At 44.3% G+C, this 14,791-nt stretch carries 21 protein-coding genes, 1 tRNA gene and 1 pseudogene; 10 read left to right on the forward strand and 13 right to left on the reverse strand.

Annotation, left to right across the window (positions count from 1 at the left end; translation table 11 throughout):
• Positions 1 to 2 precede the first annotated feature (2 nt).
• The gene (gene yihA / locus GD630_RS05530) at positions 3 to 608 is read right to left on the reverse strand and encodes a ribosome biogenesis GTP-binding protein YihA/YsxC (RefSeq protein WP_143869269.1); all 606 of its coding nucleotides are present in this window, start codon (positions 606 to 608) and stop codon (positions 3 to 5) included.
• Positions 599 to 2,053, reverse strand: coding sequence for a sodium:solute symporter (locus GD630_RS05535; RefSeq protein WP_143869271.1), 1,455 nt, complete (start codon positions 2,051 to 2,053; stop codon positions 599 to 601). The genes yihA and GD630_RS05535 overlap by 10 nt, the downstream gene beginning before the upstream one ends.
• A gap of 90 nt (positions 2,054 to 2,143) precedes the next feature.
• Between GD630_RS05535 and recR the strand changes: the two genes are divergently transcribed.
• Genes recR through GD630_RS05550 form a run of 3 tightly spaced genes read left to right on the forward strand, consistent with a single transcriptional unit; the run spans position 2,144 to position 3,780 of the window.
• On the forward strand, positions 2,144 to 2,761 hold the full coding sequence (recR, locus tag GD630_RS05540) for a recombination mediator RecR (protein ID WP_007759921.1): 618 nt from the start codon (positions 2,144 to 2,146) through the stop codon (positions 2,759 to 2,761).
• Between the two features lie 27 nt (positions 2,762 to 2,788).
• The gene (locus tag GD630_RS05545) at positions 2,789 to 3,238 is read left to right on the forward strand and encodes a hypothetical protein (protein WP_007759922.1); all 450 of its coding nucleotides are present in this window, start codon (positions 2,789 to 2,791) and stop codon (positions 3,236 to 3,238) included.
• A gap of 5 nt (positions 3,239 to 3,243) precedes the next feature.
• A complete protein-coding gene (locus GD630_RS05550) occupies positions 3,244 to 3,780 on the forward strand; it encodes a GNAT family N-acetyltransferase (protein ID WP_007759923.1) in 537 nt (178 codons plus the stop codon).
• A gap of 37 nt (positions 3,781 to 3,817) precedes the next feature.
• Here the strand turns inward: GD630_RS05550 and GD630_RS05555 are convergent, their stop codons facing one another.
• Entirely contained in the window at positions 3,818 to 4,408 is a 591-nt protein-coding gene (locus GD630_RS05555; protein WP_143869273.1) for a YqgE/AlgH family protein, read from the reverse strand.
• A 94-nt stretch (positions 4,409 to 4,502) separates the two neighbouring features.
• Positions 4,503 to 5,819, reverse strand: coding sequence for a pyridoxal phosphate-dependent aminotransferase (locus GD630_RS05560; protein ID WP_143869274.1), 1,317 nt, complete (start codon positions 5,817 to 5,819; stop codon positions 4,503 to 4,505).
• 157 nt (positions 5,820 to 5,976) lie between these two features.
• On the opposite strand from GD630_RS05560, the gene GD630_RS05565 reads away from it, so the two are divergent.
• A tRNA-Asp gene (locus GD630_RS05565) sits at positions 5,977 to 6,050 on the forward strand.
• A gap of 77 nt (positions 6,051 to 6,127) precedes the next feature.
• Here GD630_RS05565 and GD630_RS05570 read toward each other — a convergent pair.
• Positions 6,128 to 6,424: pseudogene (locus tag GD630_RS05570) on the reverse strand (3-oxoacyl-[acyl-carrier-protein] synthase III C-terminal domain-containing protein); the annotation flags it as partial.
• 30 nt (positions 6,425 to 6,454) lie between these two features.
• On the opposite strand from GD630_RS05570, the gene GD630_RS05575 reads away from it, so the two are divergent.
• Positions 6,455 to 6,595 (forward strand): hypothetical protein, encoded by a 141-nt coding sequence (locus tag GD630_RS05575; RefSeq protein WP_229118668.1) that lies wholly within the window; start codon positions 6,455 to 6,457, stop codon positions 6,593 to 6,595.
• A 50-nt stretch (positions 6,596 to 6,645) separates the two neighbouring features.
• Here GD630_RS05575 and GD630_RS21570 read toward each other — a convergent pair whose 3' ends face one another.
• The 5 genes from GD630_RS21570 to GD630_RS05595 are packed head-to-tail and all read right to left on the reverse strand — an operon-like array spanning position 6,646 to position 8,396.
• Positions 6,646 to 6,813: a hypothetical protein gene (locus tag GD630_RS21570; RefSeq protein WP_394368249.1), complete on the reverse strand. Its 168-nt coding sequence runs from the start codon at positions 6,811 to 6,813 to the stop codon at positions 6,646 to 6,648.
• A complete protein-coding gene (locus GD630_RS21575; protein ID WP_394368250.1) occupies positions 6,800 to 7,219 on the reverse strand; it encodes a Fic family protein in 420 nt (139 codons plus the stop codon). The genes GD630_RS21570 and GD630_RS21575 overlap by 14 nt, the downstream gene beginning before the upstream one ends.
• A gap of 35 nt (positions 7,220 to 7,254) precedes the next feature.
• Entirely contained in the window at positions 7,255 to 7,731 is a 477-nt protein-coding gene (locus GD630_RS05585; RefSeq protein ID WP_143869276.1) for an N-acetylmuramoyl-L-alanine amidase, read from the reverse strand.
• Between the two features lie 13 nt (positions 7,732 to 7,744).
• The gene (locus GD630_RS05590; RefSeq protein ID WP_007760013.1) at positions 7,745 to 7,846 is read right to left on the reverse strand and encodes a smalltalk protein; all 102 of its coding nucleotides are present in this window, start codon (positions 7,844 to 7,846) and stop codon (positions 7,745 to 7,747) included.
• Positions 7,847 to 7,889: 43 nt separating this feature from the next.
• On the reverse strand, positions 7,890 to 8,396 hold the full coding sequence (locus GD630_RS05595; RefSeq protein WP_143869278.1) for an HU family DNA-binding protein: 507 nt from the start codon (positions 8,394 to 8,396) through the stop codon (positions 7,890 to 7,892).
• A gap of 193 nt (positions 8,397 to 8,589) precedes the next feature.
• Here GD630_RS05595 and GD630_RS05600 point away from each other — a divergent pair, with 193 nt between their 5' ends.
• Entirely contained in the window at positions 8,590 to 8,853 is a 264-nt protein-coding gene (locus GD630_RS05600) for a DUF4248 domain-containing protein (protein ID WP_007760017.1), read from the forward strand.
• A gap of 195 nt (positions 8,854 to 9,048) precedes the next feature.
• Here the strand turns inward: GD630_RS05600 and dnaB are convergent, their stop codons facing one another.
• From dnaB to GD630_RS05615, 3 genes are all read right to left on the reverse strand, one after another.
• Positions 9,049 to 10,428, reverse strand: a complete 1,380-nt coding sequence (dnaB, locus tag GD630_RS05605; RefSeq protein WP_143869280.1) for a replicative DNA helicase — start codon at positions 10,426 to 10,428, stop codon at positions 9,049 to 9,051.
• Positions 10,429 to 10,436: 8 nt separating this feature from the next.
• Positions 10,437 to 11,054, reverse strand: a complete 618-nt coding sequence (locus tag GD630_RS05610) for a hypothetical protein (protein ID WP_007753038.1) — start codon at positions 11,052 to 11,054, stop codon at positions 10,437 to 10,439.
• Positions 11,055 to 11,340: 286 nt separating this feature from the next.
• Positions 11,341 to 11,643, reverse strand: coding sequence for a DUF4248 domain-containing protein (locus tag GD630_RS05615; RefSeq protein ID WP_007753036.1), 303 nt, complete (start codon positions 11,641 to 11,643; stop codon positions 11,341 to 11,343).
• A gap of 233 nt (positions 11,644 to 11,876) precedes the next feature.
• Here GD630_RS05615 and GD630_RS05620 point away from each other — a divergent pair, with 233 nt between their 5' ends.
• The 4 genes from GD630_RS05620 (at position 11,877) to GD630_RS05635 (ending at position 14,652) form a co-directional block, all read left to right on the forward strand.
• Positions 11,877 to 12,281, forward strand: coding sequence for a hypothetical protein (locus GD630_RS05620; RefSeq protein ID WP_143869282.1), 405 nt, complete (start codon positions 11,877 to 11,879; stop codon positions 12,279 to 12,281).
• Between the two features lie 115 nt (positions 12,282 to 12,396).
• The gene (locus tag GD630_RS05625; protein ID WP_143869284.1) at positions 12,397 to 12,804 is read left to right on the forward strand and encodes a hypothetical protein; all 408 of its coding nucleotides are present in this window, start codon (positions 12,397 to 12,399) and stop codon (positions 12,802 to 12,804) included.
• 7 nt (positions 12,805 to 12,811) lie between these two features.
• Positions 12,812 to 14,113 (forward strand): DUF3440 domain-containing protein, encoded by a 1,302-nt coding sequence (locus GD630_RS05630; RefSeq protein ID WP_143869286.1) that lies wholly within the window; start codon positions 12,812 to 12,814, stop codon positions 14,111 to 14,113.
• Entirely contained in the window at positions 14,110 to 14,652 is a 543-nt protein-coding gene (locus GD630_RS05635; RefSeq protein ID WP_007753026.1) for an IbrB-like domain-containing protein, read from the forward strand. The genes GD630_RS05630 and GD630_RS05635 overlap by 4 nt, the downstream gene beginning before the upstream one ends.
• Positions 14,653 to 14,791: the final 139 nt, after the last annotated feature.

Here is a 14,791-nt window from a genome sequence, read left to right on the forward strand (position 1 = left end):
TTTCATTTTATATTGAGATCTTTGTTTATGTTTTCTATATAATCAAGTATTTCTGTCCGTCCGGTGCGGTTTTCCGAAGAAGAAATAAAGTAGGGAGGGAGTTCTTCCCATTGTTTGCTCAGTTCACGGAGATAAGCATTGATATTCATCTTCAATCGTCCACCTTTCAGTTTATCGGCTTTGGTGAAAATGATAGAAAAAGGAATGCCGTTTTCCCCCAGCCATTCCATGAATTCGAGATCAATCTTTTGAGGTTCCAAGCGACTGTCTATTAATAGAAAAAGGTTTGTCATCTGCTCCCGTTCAAGAATATAATCCTCGATTATCGTGCGTATCTGGTCTTTCCCTTTCTGACCGCGACGGGCATAGCCATATCCCGGAAGATCGACAATATACCAGTTGTTATTAATCAGGAAATGGTTGATAAGCATCGTTTTTCCCGGAGTGGCGGAAGTCATAGCCAATCCCTTGCGGGCGGTCAACATATTGATAAGACTCGATTTTCCTACATTAGAACGACCGATGAAAGCATATTCGGGAAAAGTGCCTGCCGGACATTTCTTCACGTCTGTATTGCTAATCACAAATTCTGCGCTTGTTATTTCCATTTTCTAGTCATTTGTTTCTTTGACATCAATATTAGCCCTGCAAAGGTAAGTGTTCCATTTAACATTAGCAATTCATAACCGAATTTATATCCGGTTTCTTTTCCAATCCACCAATCGGCGAGGTAACAGAGTAGGGGTGAAAGGATAGCTATCAACGGAACCCACCGATCGTTGGTTTGTCTGCGGGTAAAAAGTCCGAAAGCAAACATTCCTAATAAGGGACCGTAAGTATAAGAGGCGATGATATAGATCGCGTCAATTACACTTTTATTGTTTAAAGTTTCTACGAGGCAGATGAAGAAAGCCAGTAAGACTGAAAGCGATAAATGTACCTTATTCCTTTTACGGCGCGCCGTTTCTTCACTGTCTTTTTCCGTATTCAGCAAATCCACGCATACGCTGGTTGTCATGGCCGTCAGTGCGGAGTCCGAGTTGCTGAAAGCGGCTGCGATAATACCGATTGTAAAAAGTATCAGAACGGGTTGTCCCAGATAACCTTGCGCTGCAAACATAGGCAAAATATCATCATTCATGGCAGGTAATGCCAATTGCATTTGTCCGGCTAATGTAATCAGTAATATTCCCAGGCACAAGAATAGAAAGTTTAGCGGGATAAATGAGAATCCGTAACAATACATATTCTTCTGTGCTTCGCGAAGATTACGGCAAGACAGATTCTTTTGCATCATGTCTTGATCGAGTCCGGTCATTACAATCACGATGAAGATACCGCTAAAGAACTGTTTAAAGAAATTTTGCCGGGATACCCAATCATCCATGACAAAAATTCTGCTGTGTTCATTGTGCTGAATGGTCTGAATAATGCCGCTAAAATCCAGACCTAACTCTTGAATTGTAAAATAGATAATAAAAATCAGTGCTGCTATCAGACAGAAAGTCTGCAAAGTGTCTGTCCATACAATTGTTTTTATTCCGCTTTTGTGGGTATATATCCATACTAAGGCAACCGATCCGACAGCGATTATCCAAAAGGGGATATGCATCTCCTGAAATACATAAGTGTGGAGAATGAGACAAACCAGATAGAGTTTGGCTGCCGTTCCCAACATACGCGACAATAAAAAGAAAAACGAGCCGGTACGATAGGCGCGCGTTCCGATGCGTGTGCCGAGATAGCCGTATATACTTGTCAAGTTGAGTTTATAATATAAAGGAAGCAATATATGCGCTACCACCATATATCCGAAGAAAAAGCCGAATGCCGTTTGCATATATGTCATATCCATGCCGCGCACCATGCCGGGAACAGAAACGAAGGTCACCCCGGAAATAGAGGCGCCGATCATGCCAAAAGAAACCACATACCAAGGAGATTTATTCTCTCCCTTGAAGAACGCTGCATTCGATCCGCCTTTATATCCGGTGATACGGGCTATTAATAATAATACCGCAAAGTAGCATATTATAGTGACAAGTATCATCATATCGACTGCAAAGGTAGTGTTTTTTGTAGGTATTATAACAATAATCTGTATCTTTGCGCCAAAATATCGATAGAACCGTAATTATTATCTATGAATCAACAATATCCTTCCATATTACTCGAAAAGGCGGTCGGTGAATTTTCCAAGTTGCCGGGTATAGGACGTAAAACGGCCATGAGGCTTGTTTTGCATCTGCTTCGTCAGGATACGGCCACCGTAGAGGCTTTCGGAAATTCCATCATGACATTGAAACGAGAGGTGAAGTACTGTAAGGTATGTCATAACATATCTGATACTGAAATTTGCCAGATCTGCGCCAATCCGCAACGGGATGCTTCCACTATTTGCGTAGTAGAGAATATCCGCGACGTGATGGCGGTAGAAGCAACCCAGCAATATCGGGGGCTCTATCATGTTTTAGGAGGAGTCATTTCTCCAATGGACGGAGTGGGACCGAGCGACCTTCAGATTGAAAGTCTGGTGCGGCGGGTATCCGAAGGAGGAATTAAGGAGGTAATTCTGGCTTTGAGCACAACGATGGAAGGAGATACTACCAATTTCTATATCTATCGTAAATTGGATAAACTAGGGGTTAAACTGAGTGTGATTGCGCGTGGCATATCCGTTGGAGATGAATTGGAATATGCCGATGAAGTAACTTTGGGACGTAGTATTGTGAACCGGACTCTTTTCACCGGAACTGTATAATTTAATATTTAGAAATTTAGAACGAACATGGAAGAACAGATAAAACGTGCTGTCAGGAATTTGAATATAGGTTATGTTTTCTTTTGGGTATTTCCGGCTTTTCTGCTTGGAGCAGGGGAGTTCGAGCTCTTGCCCGTAGGAAATCTGGTAGATAATGTACAGGCTACTTATTATTTTGAGACTATCGGCATTCTGTTGACGGCACTTTGCGTACCTCTTTCTTTGAAGCTATTCAGCTTGGTGCTCAAAAAGAAAATAGACAATATGACTATCACGCTCGCGCTGAAACATTATGTGCAATGGAGCATTGTCCGATTGGGAATACTTGAAGTCGCCATTGTAGCCAACATCCTATGTTACTATTTGACATTAAGCAGTACCGGTAATCTTTGTATGCTCATTGGCTTGACGGCTTCTCTTTTCTGTCTGCCCAGTGAGAAAAGATTACGTAACGAACTTCACATCACAAAAGACTAAAGCGCATGAAACAATCTTATCTAACAAACGAGCGCATTTATCTTCGTGCAGTAGAGCCGGAAGATATGGATATTATGTACGAGATGGAGAATGATCCTTCTATGTGGGATATCAGCAATTTCACAGTCCCTTATTCCCGTTATGTACTGCGCCAATATATAGAAGGCTCACAATGTGATGTCTTTGCAGACAAGCAATTACGCTTGATGATCGTGAGTAAATCCGATCATGACATACTAGGCACTATTGATATTACTGATTTTGTTCCACTCCATTCGCGTGGAGAGGTCGGTATTGCCGTACATAAAGACTATCGTCGGCAAGGCTATGCAACCGATGCGCTGAAGCTACTTTGCGAATATGCTTTCGGTTTTCTGTCCTTGAAACAACTCTATGCACACGTGGCAGTGGACAACGAGGTCTGTCTGAAACTATTTGCATCGTGTGGCTTTACCCAATGCGGACTCTTAAAGAACTGGTTACAGGTAGAGGGATGCTATAAAGATGCCGTACTTCTTCAATGTCTGAATCCCCGAAAATAACTGAATCCTTATAAGATAGGTGATGAAAGCCTAAATGTCAGTTCAACGTAGGCACTTGTGGAAAACGTGACCACGTTTCATACTTGCTGCCTAGCTTTTCCAAAGCCTCTTTCCACATATCTTTGGTGTCGTTTCTCATCAGATATGAGTTCTCTTCTTCGGATACCAGCCATGTGTTTTCCTTTATCTCATTATGTAACTGATTGCTTTCCCAACCGGAATATCCCAAGAAAAAGCGGATACATTCACTCACTTTATTCCCTTGCAATATATATTTCTTTATTTCTTCAAAATCACCGTTTAGGAAAAGCCCCTTACTGACAGGGATAGAACCGGGAATTTTCTCTAGAGTATGGAGGTAGAATAAAGTATCAGTCGCTACAGGACCACCCTTGTAGAGAGGTATTTCATCCAAATACTTAAATTCCATAATAACATCATTGAGAAGCAGTGGCAATTGTTTATTGATGACCAATCCCATAGTTCCTTCCTCCGTATGATCGACCAGTAGAATTACGGATCTGCCAAACGTCGCATCGCGTAAAAAAGGTTCGGATATCAAAATCTTTCCTCTTGACGGCAACACATTATTCGATTGAATCTTAAATATGTCCAGGTCGATATTCATGCCCCTAAATTAATAAAAAAAACGGAATAACTATCGTTATTTCCGTTTTTTTTGATTTAGCAGGGTGCTTTTATGAATATCTTACCGCAAACGGTCAGGCTACCGGATGATTTTCTGCAAATAATCTCATTCTTTCATCAAGTTGTGCATATTGATGGTCTTTAATAAAAGAGGTACACGCGCGCAAACCTTCCTGATGGCTTCCGGTAGTCACTAATGAGATAGCGCTTACACCGTAGTACATCAGCTCCTTGGCAAGCTCACCGCTAGTCATTCCCGGATATCCGATTGTGAAATAAAATCCGTCTGCAATAGGATCGCCCAAGTCATTGTCATATACCAGATGGAACCCGTGATGCAGGAAGATATCTTTCAACTTCTTCGCTCTTTCACCATATATTTTCACTTCATTGAGGAAATTGTATTGTCCTTCATTAGCAGCTTTCAGCATGGCAGCCATAGCGAACTGTGCAGAATGACTCGTTCCGGAAGAAAGTGCATAGAGCACCCGATGAATGAAGACAGTCCCGAAAGTTCCGCCGCCGTACCGTTTTGTCAGTCCCGGATAACTTCTGTGATATAACTTGTCGGAAATACAACTTACACCGATACGTTGTCCGGCATAGCTGAACGCTTTCGAACCGGAAATCAACAAGACATAATTATCCGTATAATGAGCTACCGACGGCTGGTAAGGAGCCTGGTACGGCTTGCTCAAATCTTGACGGAAGTCCATTGCGAAATAGGCCAGATCTTCCAGTACAATCACATCATATTGCGTAGCCAGTTCACCGATAATCCTCAACTCTTCATCTTTCAAGCAGATCCAACTAGGATTATTGGGGTTTGAGTAGATGATTGCGGATATATTGCTTTTCTTCAAATAACTCTCCAATTTTTCTTTCAATTTGTCGCCTCGGTAATCGTATACATCGAATGTCTCGTATTTCTGTCCCATCACAACCAACTGCTGCTTCTGCACCGGAAAACCGGGATCGATAAACAGAATCGTATCTTTCTTTTCGTCACATTGGCTGCAAGTGAGGAAAGAAGCGAATGTGCCTTGCATAGAACCGGTAACAGGCACACAGCCTTCCGGGCTTAAATCCACATTAATAAATGCCTTGATAAAGTTAGAAGCCTCCTTTTTCAATTCGGGCAGTCCGTTAATGTCCGGATATAGGCTGGCTATCCCTTTTTGTAGCGCTTCAACCTCTGCTTTCACCCCAACGGCAGAAGGAGGAAGTCCCGGAACACCCATTTCCATCTTAATAAACTCAACCCCTGATGCGGCTTCCGCTTTTGAAGCAATAGCTTTCACTTCACGAATGGTTGCCTTTGAAAAATCGACAATTTGAAACTCATTTATGGTTTCATCAATCAGATGTCGTTCAATTGGTGTATTTTTCATTCTATTTTCTATTTTATGTAATAGCTGCAAATGTACACGATAATTCTTAATAAACCCACTTTTTCAGAAAAAAGATATGAAAGCTATTGTAGGTTTCAAAAAAATATCTACCTTTGCATCCGCAATCAAGAGGATTGTGATTGTCAAATGATATTTTGGTGCGTTAGTTCAGTTGGTTAGAATACATGCCTGTCACGCATGGGGTCACGGGTTCGAGTCCCGTACGCACCGCTTCTCAACCAAGAGAGTAATAAAAAATCCCTCTGATTCTCAATGAGTCAGAGGGATTTTTTATTTACTCTCTTCTATTATTCTTTATTTCCGTTGTACCCCCATTTTACATAAATGGCTCCCCAAGCGAATCCGGCTCCAAATGCTGTGAAAATCAGGTTATCTCCCTTTTTGAACTTATTCTCAAAGTCCCAAAGGCAGAGCGGAAGTGTACCGGCACTTGTGTTGCCATACCGTTCGATGTTCACCATGACTTTCTCCGGTGGTATTCCCAACCGTTGTGTGACTGCCGCGATAATGCGTTGATTGGCTTGATGGGGAATCACCCAATCGATCTCCTCCTTACTAAGATGATTCCTTTCGATCAGAGCCTCGTGAAGCGTGCTCCCCATTGGATGGTTAAGATGCATCTTGAATTTGCCTATCGTATCTTTAGTGAACCTAAGAAACAGTTGAAACGTTGCGCCTGGATTGTGTATACGCTTCCCGGATTGTTGTATCGGGAATGGAGAAAAAAGAAACTTGCTACCAATTTCATTCGATAATCACCCAACACCCTGATTTATTACTCCCTTCACGCCTTATATAACCAGCGTCACGAAGTTCCTTGATGATTTTTTAAAGCATTCAGAATCTCTTGCAGCATAAAGTCAATGAAAGGTCCGGAATTGGCTGCTGCTGTACTAGCTTGAATAGCGTTATAATAAGCCTCTTGGTTGGCATACACCATATTTTCCACAGGGAGATGTTCAATCAAATTCATAATGGAATACACAACTGCGAATGAGCAAATGATCTTTTGCCTCTTTAAGCCATTCGAACAAATTGATTATCAATTCCGGAACTCTATTGGCAGGAGGCGCCATATGGACCAATCCTTTTTCAGAGAATACACCAACGCCACCATGTCGGAATCTGCCTGCATCATCGGTAAGCGCCATCATCATCGTACCATGTGCTTTTAATAAATCGTCTACACTGAATGGATTCAAGCTGCTATATAACTCATACGTCTTTATCGCATTCTTTACCTCTTGAATCTGGCGTAGTGGCGCTATAACAGTCTTGCCTTCTATGATATCCTTCACTTCATCTTCGGATAAAGTATTTCCTTCTATGGCCAACGAACTGTGAATTGTTCTTATCCGATTAGCTTTTCGCAATTTCATCGCATCACTCTGTTCCAGACGGATGGCATAACGTTCTATCTGTCCGGATATTTCTGCAAATCCTCATACTCTTTCCTCGCATCGAAGCATGGGCACGCTTTATGAACATTCGCGCTCAACTGATAATGCCCTACAATCTTAGCTTCGGGATACAGTCTTTTCAACTCACCCAATACCCGGCGGAGCGTTTCTTTTTGCGAAGCGGTTCTGGTATCCGCCGGCTTACCCAATTCATCCAGTCCACCTTCATAGCAAATCGATAAACTGTGCAGGTTGAATCCGAGCGCGTGTGCGCCAATCTCACTCATCGGGCGGGTGTGGTGCAGCACGCCATCCTTCGTCACATAAAAATGATACCCGATACATTTGAAGCCACGTTTCAGATGGCATTGGAGCAACTGCTCCTCCGTGAAGGGAATATTCGCACGGGTAGCACTGCAATGCACAACGATATACAAAATGCTGCGCGGCACATATTCCTCCTTCAACGAGAACTCTTTCAACTCTTTCATTCGATCCGGCCGTTTAGATATGTCCCATACAAGACGTTACACCCAGAGCAGATACGATTGAAGTAGCTACTGTAATAATGATCTGTAAAATTTGTTTCCAAATAGACTTTTTCATAATTCTTGAATTTTTAAATTAATACCACCAAACATCCTAGATTTTATTCTGCCGGATCCGGAGCTTCTCCATTATTGCCGTCATCCGGATTTCCACCGCCGCCGTTTCCATTATCCGGCTTCTCGTCCGGATCGGGAACAACCGCTTCATCGCTTTCCCCTTTCTTGACCAGCGTATACTTCATCGCCTTACACATATCCAGCAGCATATTGCCCGGACGGAAGCGGACACGCGAGGTCTTGATACAGGTAGCCGCCTTAAATTTCTCAGCCGTTTCCGTAGCATTGCCAGTGGCAATCGTTACACGGAAACTGCCCATATCGCCTAGAAGGACAATATTACCCAACGCCAACTGATTCTTCATTTCCAACAAAAACTCCGTGATGCAACCTTTCAGTTCACCGATAGAATAGGAGGAACGCTCCGACACACGGCTGATTACCTCGTCCGTATCCACTCTGCGGTTACTGCGTGCCATTGCATAAAACTTAGCTGCTTCTTGTGGTTTCAACGGATTCTTACGCTCTACCACTACATACTTTTGTGCCATAAATTTAATTTTTTAATTGATAATTTTTAATTGTTCTGTAATCGATTACACTGCAAAGATACCACATCCGAAAGGGGGAGTGGACGACACCGAACGACACTGAACGATGGTTATTGTTTTTGACTAAACATTTGCTTCATTGCATAAAAAAGAGTACCTTTATAGCATTAACCAAAGAATAACTCAATAGAAAATGGAAGAAGAAAAATTTCGTGTGAGATGTTACGATAAGAATGAGTTGGCGAAGATGTATTTCCCCAAGCTGAGCGATCATGTGTCTGTGGCGAAACTCCGCCGATGGATGCGCAACTGTACCCCTCTGATGGAGGAACTCGCAACGGGAGATTTTCATCCCAAACTGAAAATGTTCAGCGCACGGGAAGTGCGCCTGATCGCGCGCTATCTGGGAGAACCGGATGGATATGTACCGGCACAGGAACATCCGGACATCAATTGACTGTATTTTCAGAACAAAACGACTGCTTCTTCCGGACAAGACAACGGTACTTCCCGGACAATACGACCGCTCTTTTCACTTGAAAGGAGCGGTCGATTTGTTAGATAAATACGGTTGATTTCATGCAGGCAACCGCTCGATCAGACACAAAGATACGGTCGTTTGCGCATAGTCGATTGCCCGGCTGGCTGACACCTAACGGGTGGTATTTTTCTTCATCCATTCCAAGTCGGGCTCGTAATCCACCAGCTTCGTCATACTCTTGTCGTGGCGGAAGTATATCTCACCGGTAGGTCCGTTACGATGTTTGGCAATATCGATTACTCCCAATCCTTCGGTCGGGTAACCGCTCCTACGGTCTGTCTCACGACCGGACAGGCTGGGACGGGAAAGCATCAGTACGAGGTCGGCGTCCTGTTCGATAGCCCCGCTCTCACGAAGGTCGCTCAGAGCGGGACGACCGTCGGGATGTCCCTCCACGTTACGGTTCAACTGGCTGAGAAGTATCACGGGGATATGCAACTCCTTAGCTATCATTTTCGCTTTCCGGCTCGCTTGAGCCACCTCCTGTTCGCGGTTACGGTTGTGCTGGTCGCTCTTCATGTCGCAGAGTTGCAGATAGTCGATGAAAAGACAGTCGCAATCCCCCTTACTTTGCAGCAGTTTGGCGGACGTGCGGACATAATCCATGCTCACCGACGGATTATCGTCGATGTAAATAGGTAGGCGCGACAGCTCCGTCGATGCCTCATGGACCTCCCGGAGTTCGGACGGAGTAAGCGCCCCGCTCAGCAAGTGGGCGGGAGAAACCTCTTTCGTAGCCGCCAGCAGCCAGCGGTCTCCCAAGCGTTCCCCTTGCATTTCGAGACTGTACACGGCAATGTGATAACCGGCGGAAGCGGCGGCACGTGCCAGATGTAGCGCAAAAGCCGTCTTTCCCACTGACGGACGGGCGGCGATGACCACCAGATCACCTGGTTGCCAGCCGCACGTCAGGCGGTTCAGTTCGTTGAATCCCGTCGGCAAGCCGGTAACTCCGTTCTTGTTCGAGGCGACACGTGTCTCTATCAGTTCCACAGTATCCTCCATCAATTGCAGCATGGAGCGGAGATGTTCGGACATCCCGCATTCCTTTTCCAATTGGTCGAGAAGGGTATGCGCATCCGCCAGCGTGTCGGCTATGTCCGTTGTCTCGTCGGCAGCCTGTGCCAGCAGTTTATGGAATCCCAAGATCGCTTCACGGCGGATATACTTCTGTTGCAGGATACGGGCGTGATACTCCAGATGTGCGCTGGACGCTACGCGTGTGGTAATGCTTACCAGTGCATAAGGACCTCCGATGAAGTCGAGTTTGCCCCTTCGTGTGAGTTCTTCCTTTACGGTCATGAGGTCTATGACCTGCCCGGCACGGTACATACTCTGCAGGGCGGCATAGATTTCACGGTTCTTCTCGATGTAGAACACTTCCGGGCGCAATATTCCGGCAACCAATGTGATCGCCTTGCTCTCTATAAGGCAGGCGCCGAGTACGATTTCCTCGAGCTCGGCGTCCTGCGGGTTTACAATGTCATCCATGAATCGTTTCAATAATCATATTCATCCAGAAACGCTTTGTCCGACAGATAAGTGCTTGCCTGCATACAGTATTTCGTATCCGTCAGATGATCGTAATACTCGTCAATCTGCCGTATGCTCATACTACGTTCACGGGGAGAAAGTTTCTTCCATTCCCGTCTGGCACGGCCGATATTGACCCTTTGCTTCTGGGTTACCTCGTGATATTTCTCCCAGAAAACCTCGAAGGTGACACCACCTGTTTCTTCACGTGCCGCCTCACGGCGTCTCTGTCCGATCAGCAAGTCATAGTCGGGGATACGGATGTGCGTGATGTACGGATTGACCACTCTTTCAATAATCCCTTCTTCGTACATCCTATCGAAGAACCGGCGTGTGCGGCTGAGTTTCCATCCGAACACTTTCGCCCAGTGGGTGAGGGAGATCACCGATTCTCCCCTCCGGCATTCGAAGGTCTGACCATTGACGCGACACGTCACAGTGCTGTAATTGACATGGGTTAATACCAAGATGAACGCTTCGAAACTGCCCGTTGCGTTTTTAGTCATCTTCATTTGTTCCTCGAATAAGACTTTAGGGAAGAGGATGTAGCCCTTTTTCAGCATTTCTGCTATTGATTTGTTCATAACTGAATATTATTAATTCGGCTCAAAGGTATACCGGTTATTTGAACCGGGCAATTTTGCGGTTCATTCCGGTTCAAAGTGATGTTTTCAGCTCACGCTCGGAGGGGCTTTAATGCCATACGCGGGAGGGGTTTTTGGGGCCATATTTAGCGGCACCCCTCGCGGCACCCCTTGAAAATCTCTCAAACGCCTTGTAGGAAGGGGAATCCGGACGCACGTTTTTTGCGTTCCGGCACCCCATCCGGCAACTAATATATATAATAAATAAAGAATGTATTAAAATACATTATATCTTTTTCCTCATTTTGGGGATGGCAAGATAGGGATTTTCTTTAATCATTTCATATACCAGCGCAGGCGTTCCCCAACATCTCACGATGGCGGCAATCTGTTGGGGAGTAAGTGTCTGGGTGTGCGGGGTAAATCCCGCTTCCGTCAGTTGTTGCGGCAATGCCGGGTGTTCTGTTATCGTCCGGCGAAAAGCTCGCACCGCTGAACTGTTGTACTGAAAGTTTGGAAAATAAGCGATTGCCACTTCGGACAACGCATGGCAGCCGCAAAGCAGCCAGTCATAGGATTTAATTTTCATGTTTCTTTATTCATTTGTTACGGCGCAAAAGTATGCTTTCTCCGAATGATGGGATAAACTGTTATTTTTATTGTCGGTAATTTCAATATGAAATTAGTTGGAAAATATTTAAATAAAAATCTAATTATTTAAACAATCTTCTCTATATTTGCACTCGGTATTAGATTTTATATGGCATTTCTGTTCTCTTACAGACAGTAGTGCCCGGTTTAAATAAAAATAAAGGTATTAGGATGTCGAAAATAATAAAAGAAGCACAAAAACATTTACAACAGAAAAGGGAAAAATATCATCGTCAGGAAGAGAAGATAGAGGAAATGAAATGTACAATGCAACATACGGAAAAGGAGATCAAGCAATTGGAATATGCGCTGGAAGTAATGGAAAGCGCGGAAAAGGCAGGTCGTAAGCGGAGAGTGATCGCTCATGATAAGATAAAGGAGTACTTTGCTTCTTTCAGCCGTTTCTTCGACTTTCTGCAGCACCGCTTGAATCTGTTCGTGCATTATGAGCTGGCGTGCGAGATTATCTTTGCGCGCTACCGGTTCCGAAGCAGGTCGCGCACTCCCGGAAGGGAATATCTCAGTTTCGCTACCGTACTGACTTATTTTAAAAATGAAAGGGGTATGGTGAGCTGATAGTACGAATAAAATAGAAATCTAAAGATAAAAGCATGGAAAATAAATGTTTTAGGAACAGAAACGACTAAATTGATATTTTTTCCTTATTTTTGTATGTCTATTATTGAATGATATGATACAGATAATACAATTAAAAGGAAAAGACAAACGTTTATATCGGCTGCTGGCACCTCTGGTTATGGATCCTGACGTGATACGTGCCAACAACAATTACCCGTTCAAGACGAGTGAAGACTACGTCTGGTATATTGCGGTCGATGGAAAAGAAGTGAGGGGATTTATCCCGGTGGAACAGAAGAGCAAGAAAAAGGCTGTAATAAACAATTATTATATAGGAGCTGAAAATACGGAGCGGGAAGAGATCTTATCCGATCTGCTGCCTGCTATAATAAAAGATTTCGGCCCTGAGAGCTGGCTGCTTCATTCCATCACACTTGTACAAGACAAAGAAATATTCGAAAAGTTCGATTTTACATCCATGGATAAGAAATGGACACGTTACGTTAAAATGTATAGATAGGAGGCTTATGGGGAAAAAAGTTGCAGGCACTAAAAATGTATATGAGCTGGCACAAGAACGATTGAAAGTAATATTTAGCGAGTTTGATAATATATATGTATCATTTTCCGGAGGTAAGGATAGTGGGGTACTGCTGAATATGTGTATTGATTATATCCGGAAGAATAATTTGAAAATACGTCTGGGAGTCTTCCACATGGATTACGAGATCCAGTATAAGATGACCATCGACTATGTAGACCGGATATTGGAGGCCAATAAGGATATTCTGGATGTTTACCGAGTGTGCATTCCTTTCCGGGTGTCGACCTGCACATCTATGTATCAGTCTTTCTGGCGTCCGTGGGAGGACAGCAAGAAGAATATATGGGTACGCTCCATGCCCAAGAAGGCGATGACAAAGGAAGATTTCCCTTTTTATAATACGTCAATGTGGGATTACGAGTTCCAGATGCGTTTTGCGCAATGGTTGCATAATAAGAAGGACGCGGTGCGCACCTGCTGCCTGATCGGAATCCGTACCCAAGAGAGTTTCAACCGTTGGAGATGCATCTACATGAGCCGCAAATTCCAGATGTATCATAAGTATAAATGGACTTCAAAAGTGGGCAACGATATTTACAACGCGTACCCTATTTATGACTGGAAGACGACGGACGTATGGACGGCCAACGGAAAGTTCCAATGGGATTATAACACGCTGTATGATCTGTATTATCGGGCGGGTGTCAATCTGGAACGCCAGCGCGTGGCGAGTCCTTTCATCAATGAGGCGCAGGAGAGCCTGCAACTCTACCGGGTGCTCGATCCCAACACTTGGGGCAAGATGGTCGGGCGGGTGAACGGAGTCAACTTCACCGGTATGTATGGCGGCACCCACGCCATGGGATGGCAGTCGGTGAAACTTCCCGAAGGATACACATGGCGGGAGTTCATGTATTTCCTTCTGTCCACGTTGCCGGAGCGGGCACGGAAGAATTATCTCCGGAAACTGTCGGTAAGTGTGAATTTCTGGCGGACGAAAGGCGGCTGTCTGAGTGATTCGACCATCCAGAAGCTGATTGACGCCAAAGTGCCGATTGTCGTGATGGACAACAGCAACTATAAAACGTTGAAGAAACCCGTGCGCATGGAATATCAGGATGACATCGACATCCCGGAATTCAAGGAGATACCTACCTACAAGCGGATGTGCATCTGCATCCTGAAGAACGACCATGCCTGCAAATACATGGGATTCTCGCCTACAAAGGAGGAAATGAGCAAAAGAAGTCAAATAATGGAACAATATAGAATCATAGTATCATGAGTGTAGATAAAAGCCCTGTTTATGAGGTAAAGGCGGTGCCTGTGGAAAAAGTGTATGCCAACGATTATAACCCGAATGTGGTGGCTCCGCCTGAAATGAAGTTGCTCGAACTGTCTATCTGGGAGGATGGATTTACGATGCCCTGCGTGTGTTATTATGATAAGGAGGCCGACCGCTATATCCTGGTGGACGGTTACCACCGCTATACGGTACTGAAGACATCGAAACGGATTTACAAACGCGAGAACGGGCTGCTTCCGATTGTCGTGATAGACAAGGACCTGTCCAACCGTATGAGCTCGACCATCCGCCACAACCGTGCGAGAGGTATGCACAACATCGAATTGATGTGCAACATTGTTGCCGAACTTGACAAGGCGGGGATGTCGGACCAGTGGATTATGAAGAATATCGGTATGGACCGAGACGAATTGCTGCGTTTGAAACAAATTTCCGGGCTTGCCGACCTGTTTGCCAATCATGAGTTCAGTATTCCGGACGAAGTTGCCCCGACGGAAACGGAGCGTAAAGTGTTGTAATCAGGCAATTAGATATGTATACTATTGTTAATTTTTCTTTTTTAGAAAATAACCTTTCTGAAAATTGTATATATTAATCAAATAGGTTACATTTGTAACCATAAACAAAACGAGGAGACAGCATCTCTTTAGTAAACAA

Source organism: Bacteroides zhangwenhongii (assembly GCF_009193325.2).
Lineage (GTDB): Bacteria > Bacteroidota > Bacteroidia > Bacteroidales > Bacteroidaceae > Bacteroides > Bacteroides zhangwenhongii.

Coding starts and splice junctions, on each gene's coding strand:
- yihA (WP_143869269.1), bottom strand. CDS start 608: ATGGAAATAACAAGCGCAGAATTTGTGATTAGCAATACAGACGTGAAG.
- GD630_RS05535 (WP_143869271.1), bottom strand. CDS start 2,053: ATGATGATACTTGTCACTATAATATGCTACTTTGCGGTATTATTATTA.
- recR (WP_007759921.1), top strand. CDS start 2,144: ATGAATCAACAATATCCTTCCATATTACTCGAAAAGGCGGTCGGTGAA.
- GD630_RS05545 (WP_007759922.1), top strand. CDS start 2,789: ATGGAAGAACAGATAAAACGTGCTGTCAGGAATTTGAATATAGGTTAT.
- GD630_RS05550 (WP_007759923.1), top strand. CDS start 3,244: ATGAAACAATCTTATCTAACAAACGAGCGCATTTATCTTCGTGCAGTA.
- GD630_RS05555 (WP_143869273.1), bottom strand. CDS start 4,408: ATGAATATCGACCTGGACATATTTAAGATTCAATCGAATAATGTGTTG.
- GD630_RS05560 (WP_143869274.1), bottom strand. CDS start 5,819: ATGAAAAATACACCAATTGAACGACATCTGATTGATGAAACCATAAAT.
- GD630_RS05575 (WP_229118668.1), top strand. CDS start 6,455: ATGCATCTTGAATTTGCCTATCGTATCTTTAGTGAACCTAAGAAACAG.
- GD630_RS21570 (WP_394368249.1), bottom strand. CDS start 6,813: ATGAATTTGATTGAACATCTCCCTGTGGAAAATATGGTGTATGCCAAC.
- GD630_RS21575 (WP_394368250.1), bottom strand. CDS start 7,219: ATGAAATTGCGAAAAGCTAATCGGATAAGAACAATTCACAGTTCGTTG.
- GD630_RS05585 (WP_143869276.1), bottom strand. CDS start 7,731: ATGAAAGAGTTGAAAGAGTTCTCGTTGAAGGAGGAATATGTGCCGCGC.
- GD630_RS05590 (WP_007760013.1), bottom strand. CDS start 7,846: ATGAAAAAGTCTATTTGGAAACAAATTTTACAGATCATTATTACAGTA.
- GD630_RS05595 (WP_143869278.1), bottom strand. CDS start 8,396: ATGGCACAAAAGTATGTAGTGGTAGAGCGTAAGAATCCGTTGAAACCA.
- GD630_RS05600 (WP_007760017.1), top strand. CDS start 8,590: ATGGAAGAAGAAAAATTTCGTGTGAGATGTTACGATAAGAATGAGTTG.
- dnaB (WP_143869280.1), bottom strand. CDS start 10,428: ATGGATGACATTGTAAACCCGCAGGACGCCGAGCTCGAGGAAATCGTA.
- GD630_RS05610 (WP_007753038.1), bottom strand. CDS start 11,054: ATGAACAAATCAATAGCAGAAATGCTGAAAAAGGGCTACATCCTCTTC.
- GD630_RS05615 (WP_007753036.1), bottom strand. CDS start 11,643: ATGAAAATTAAATCCTATGACTGGCTGCTTTGCGGCTGCCATGCGTTG.
- GD630_RS05620 (WP_143869282.1), top strand. CDS start 11,877: ATGTCGAAAATAATAAAAGAAGCACAAAAACATTTACAACAGAAAAGG.
- GD630_RS05625 (WP_143869284.1), top strand. CDS start 12,397: ATGATACAGATAATACAATTAAAAGGAAAAGACAAACGTTTATATCGG.
- GD630_RS05630 (WP_143869286.1), top strand. CDS start 12,812: ATGGGGAAAAAAGTTGCAGGCACTAAAAATGTATATGAGCTGGCACAA.
- GD630_RS05635 (WP_007753026.1), top strand. CDS start 14,110: ATGAGTGTAGATAAAAGCCCTGTTTATGAGGTAAAGGCGGTGCCTGTG.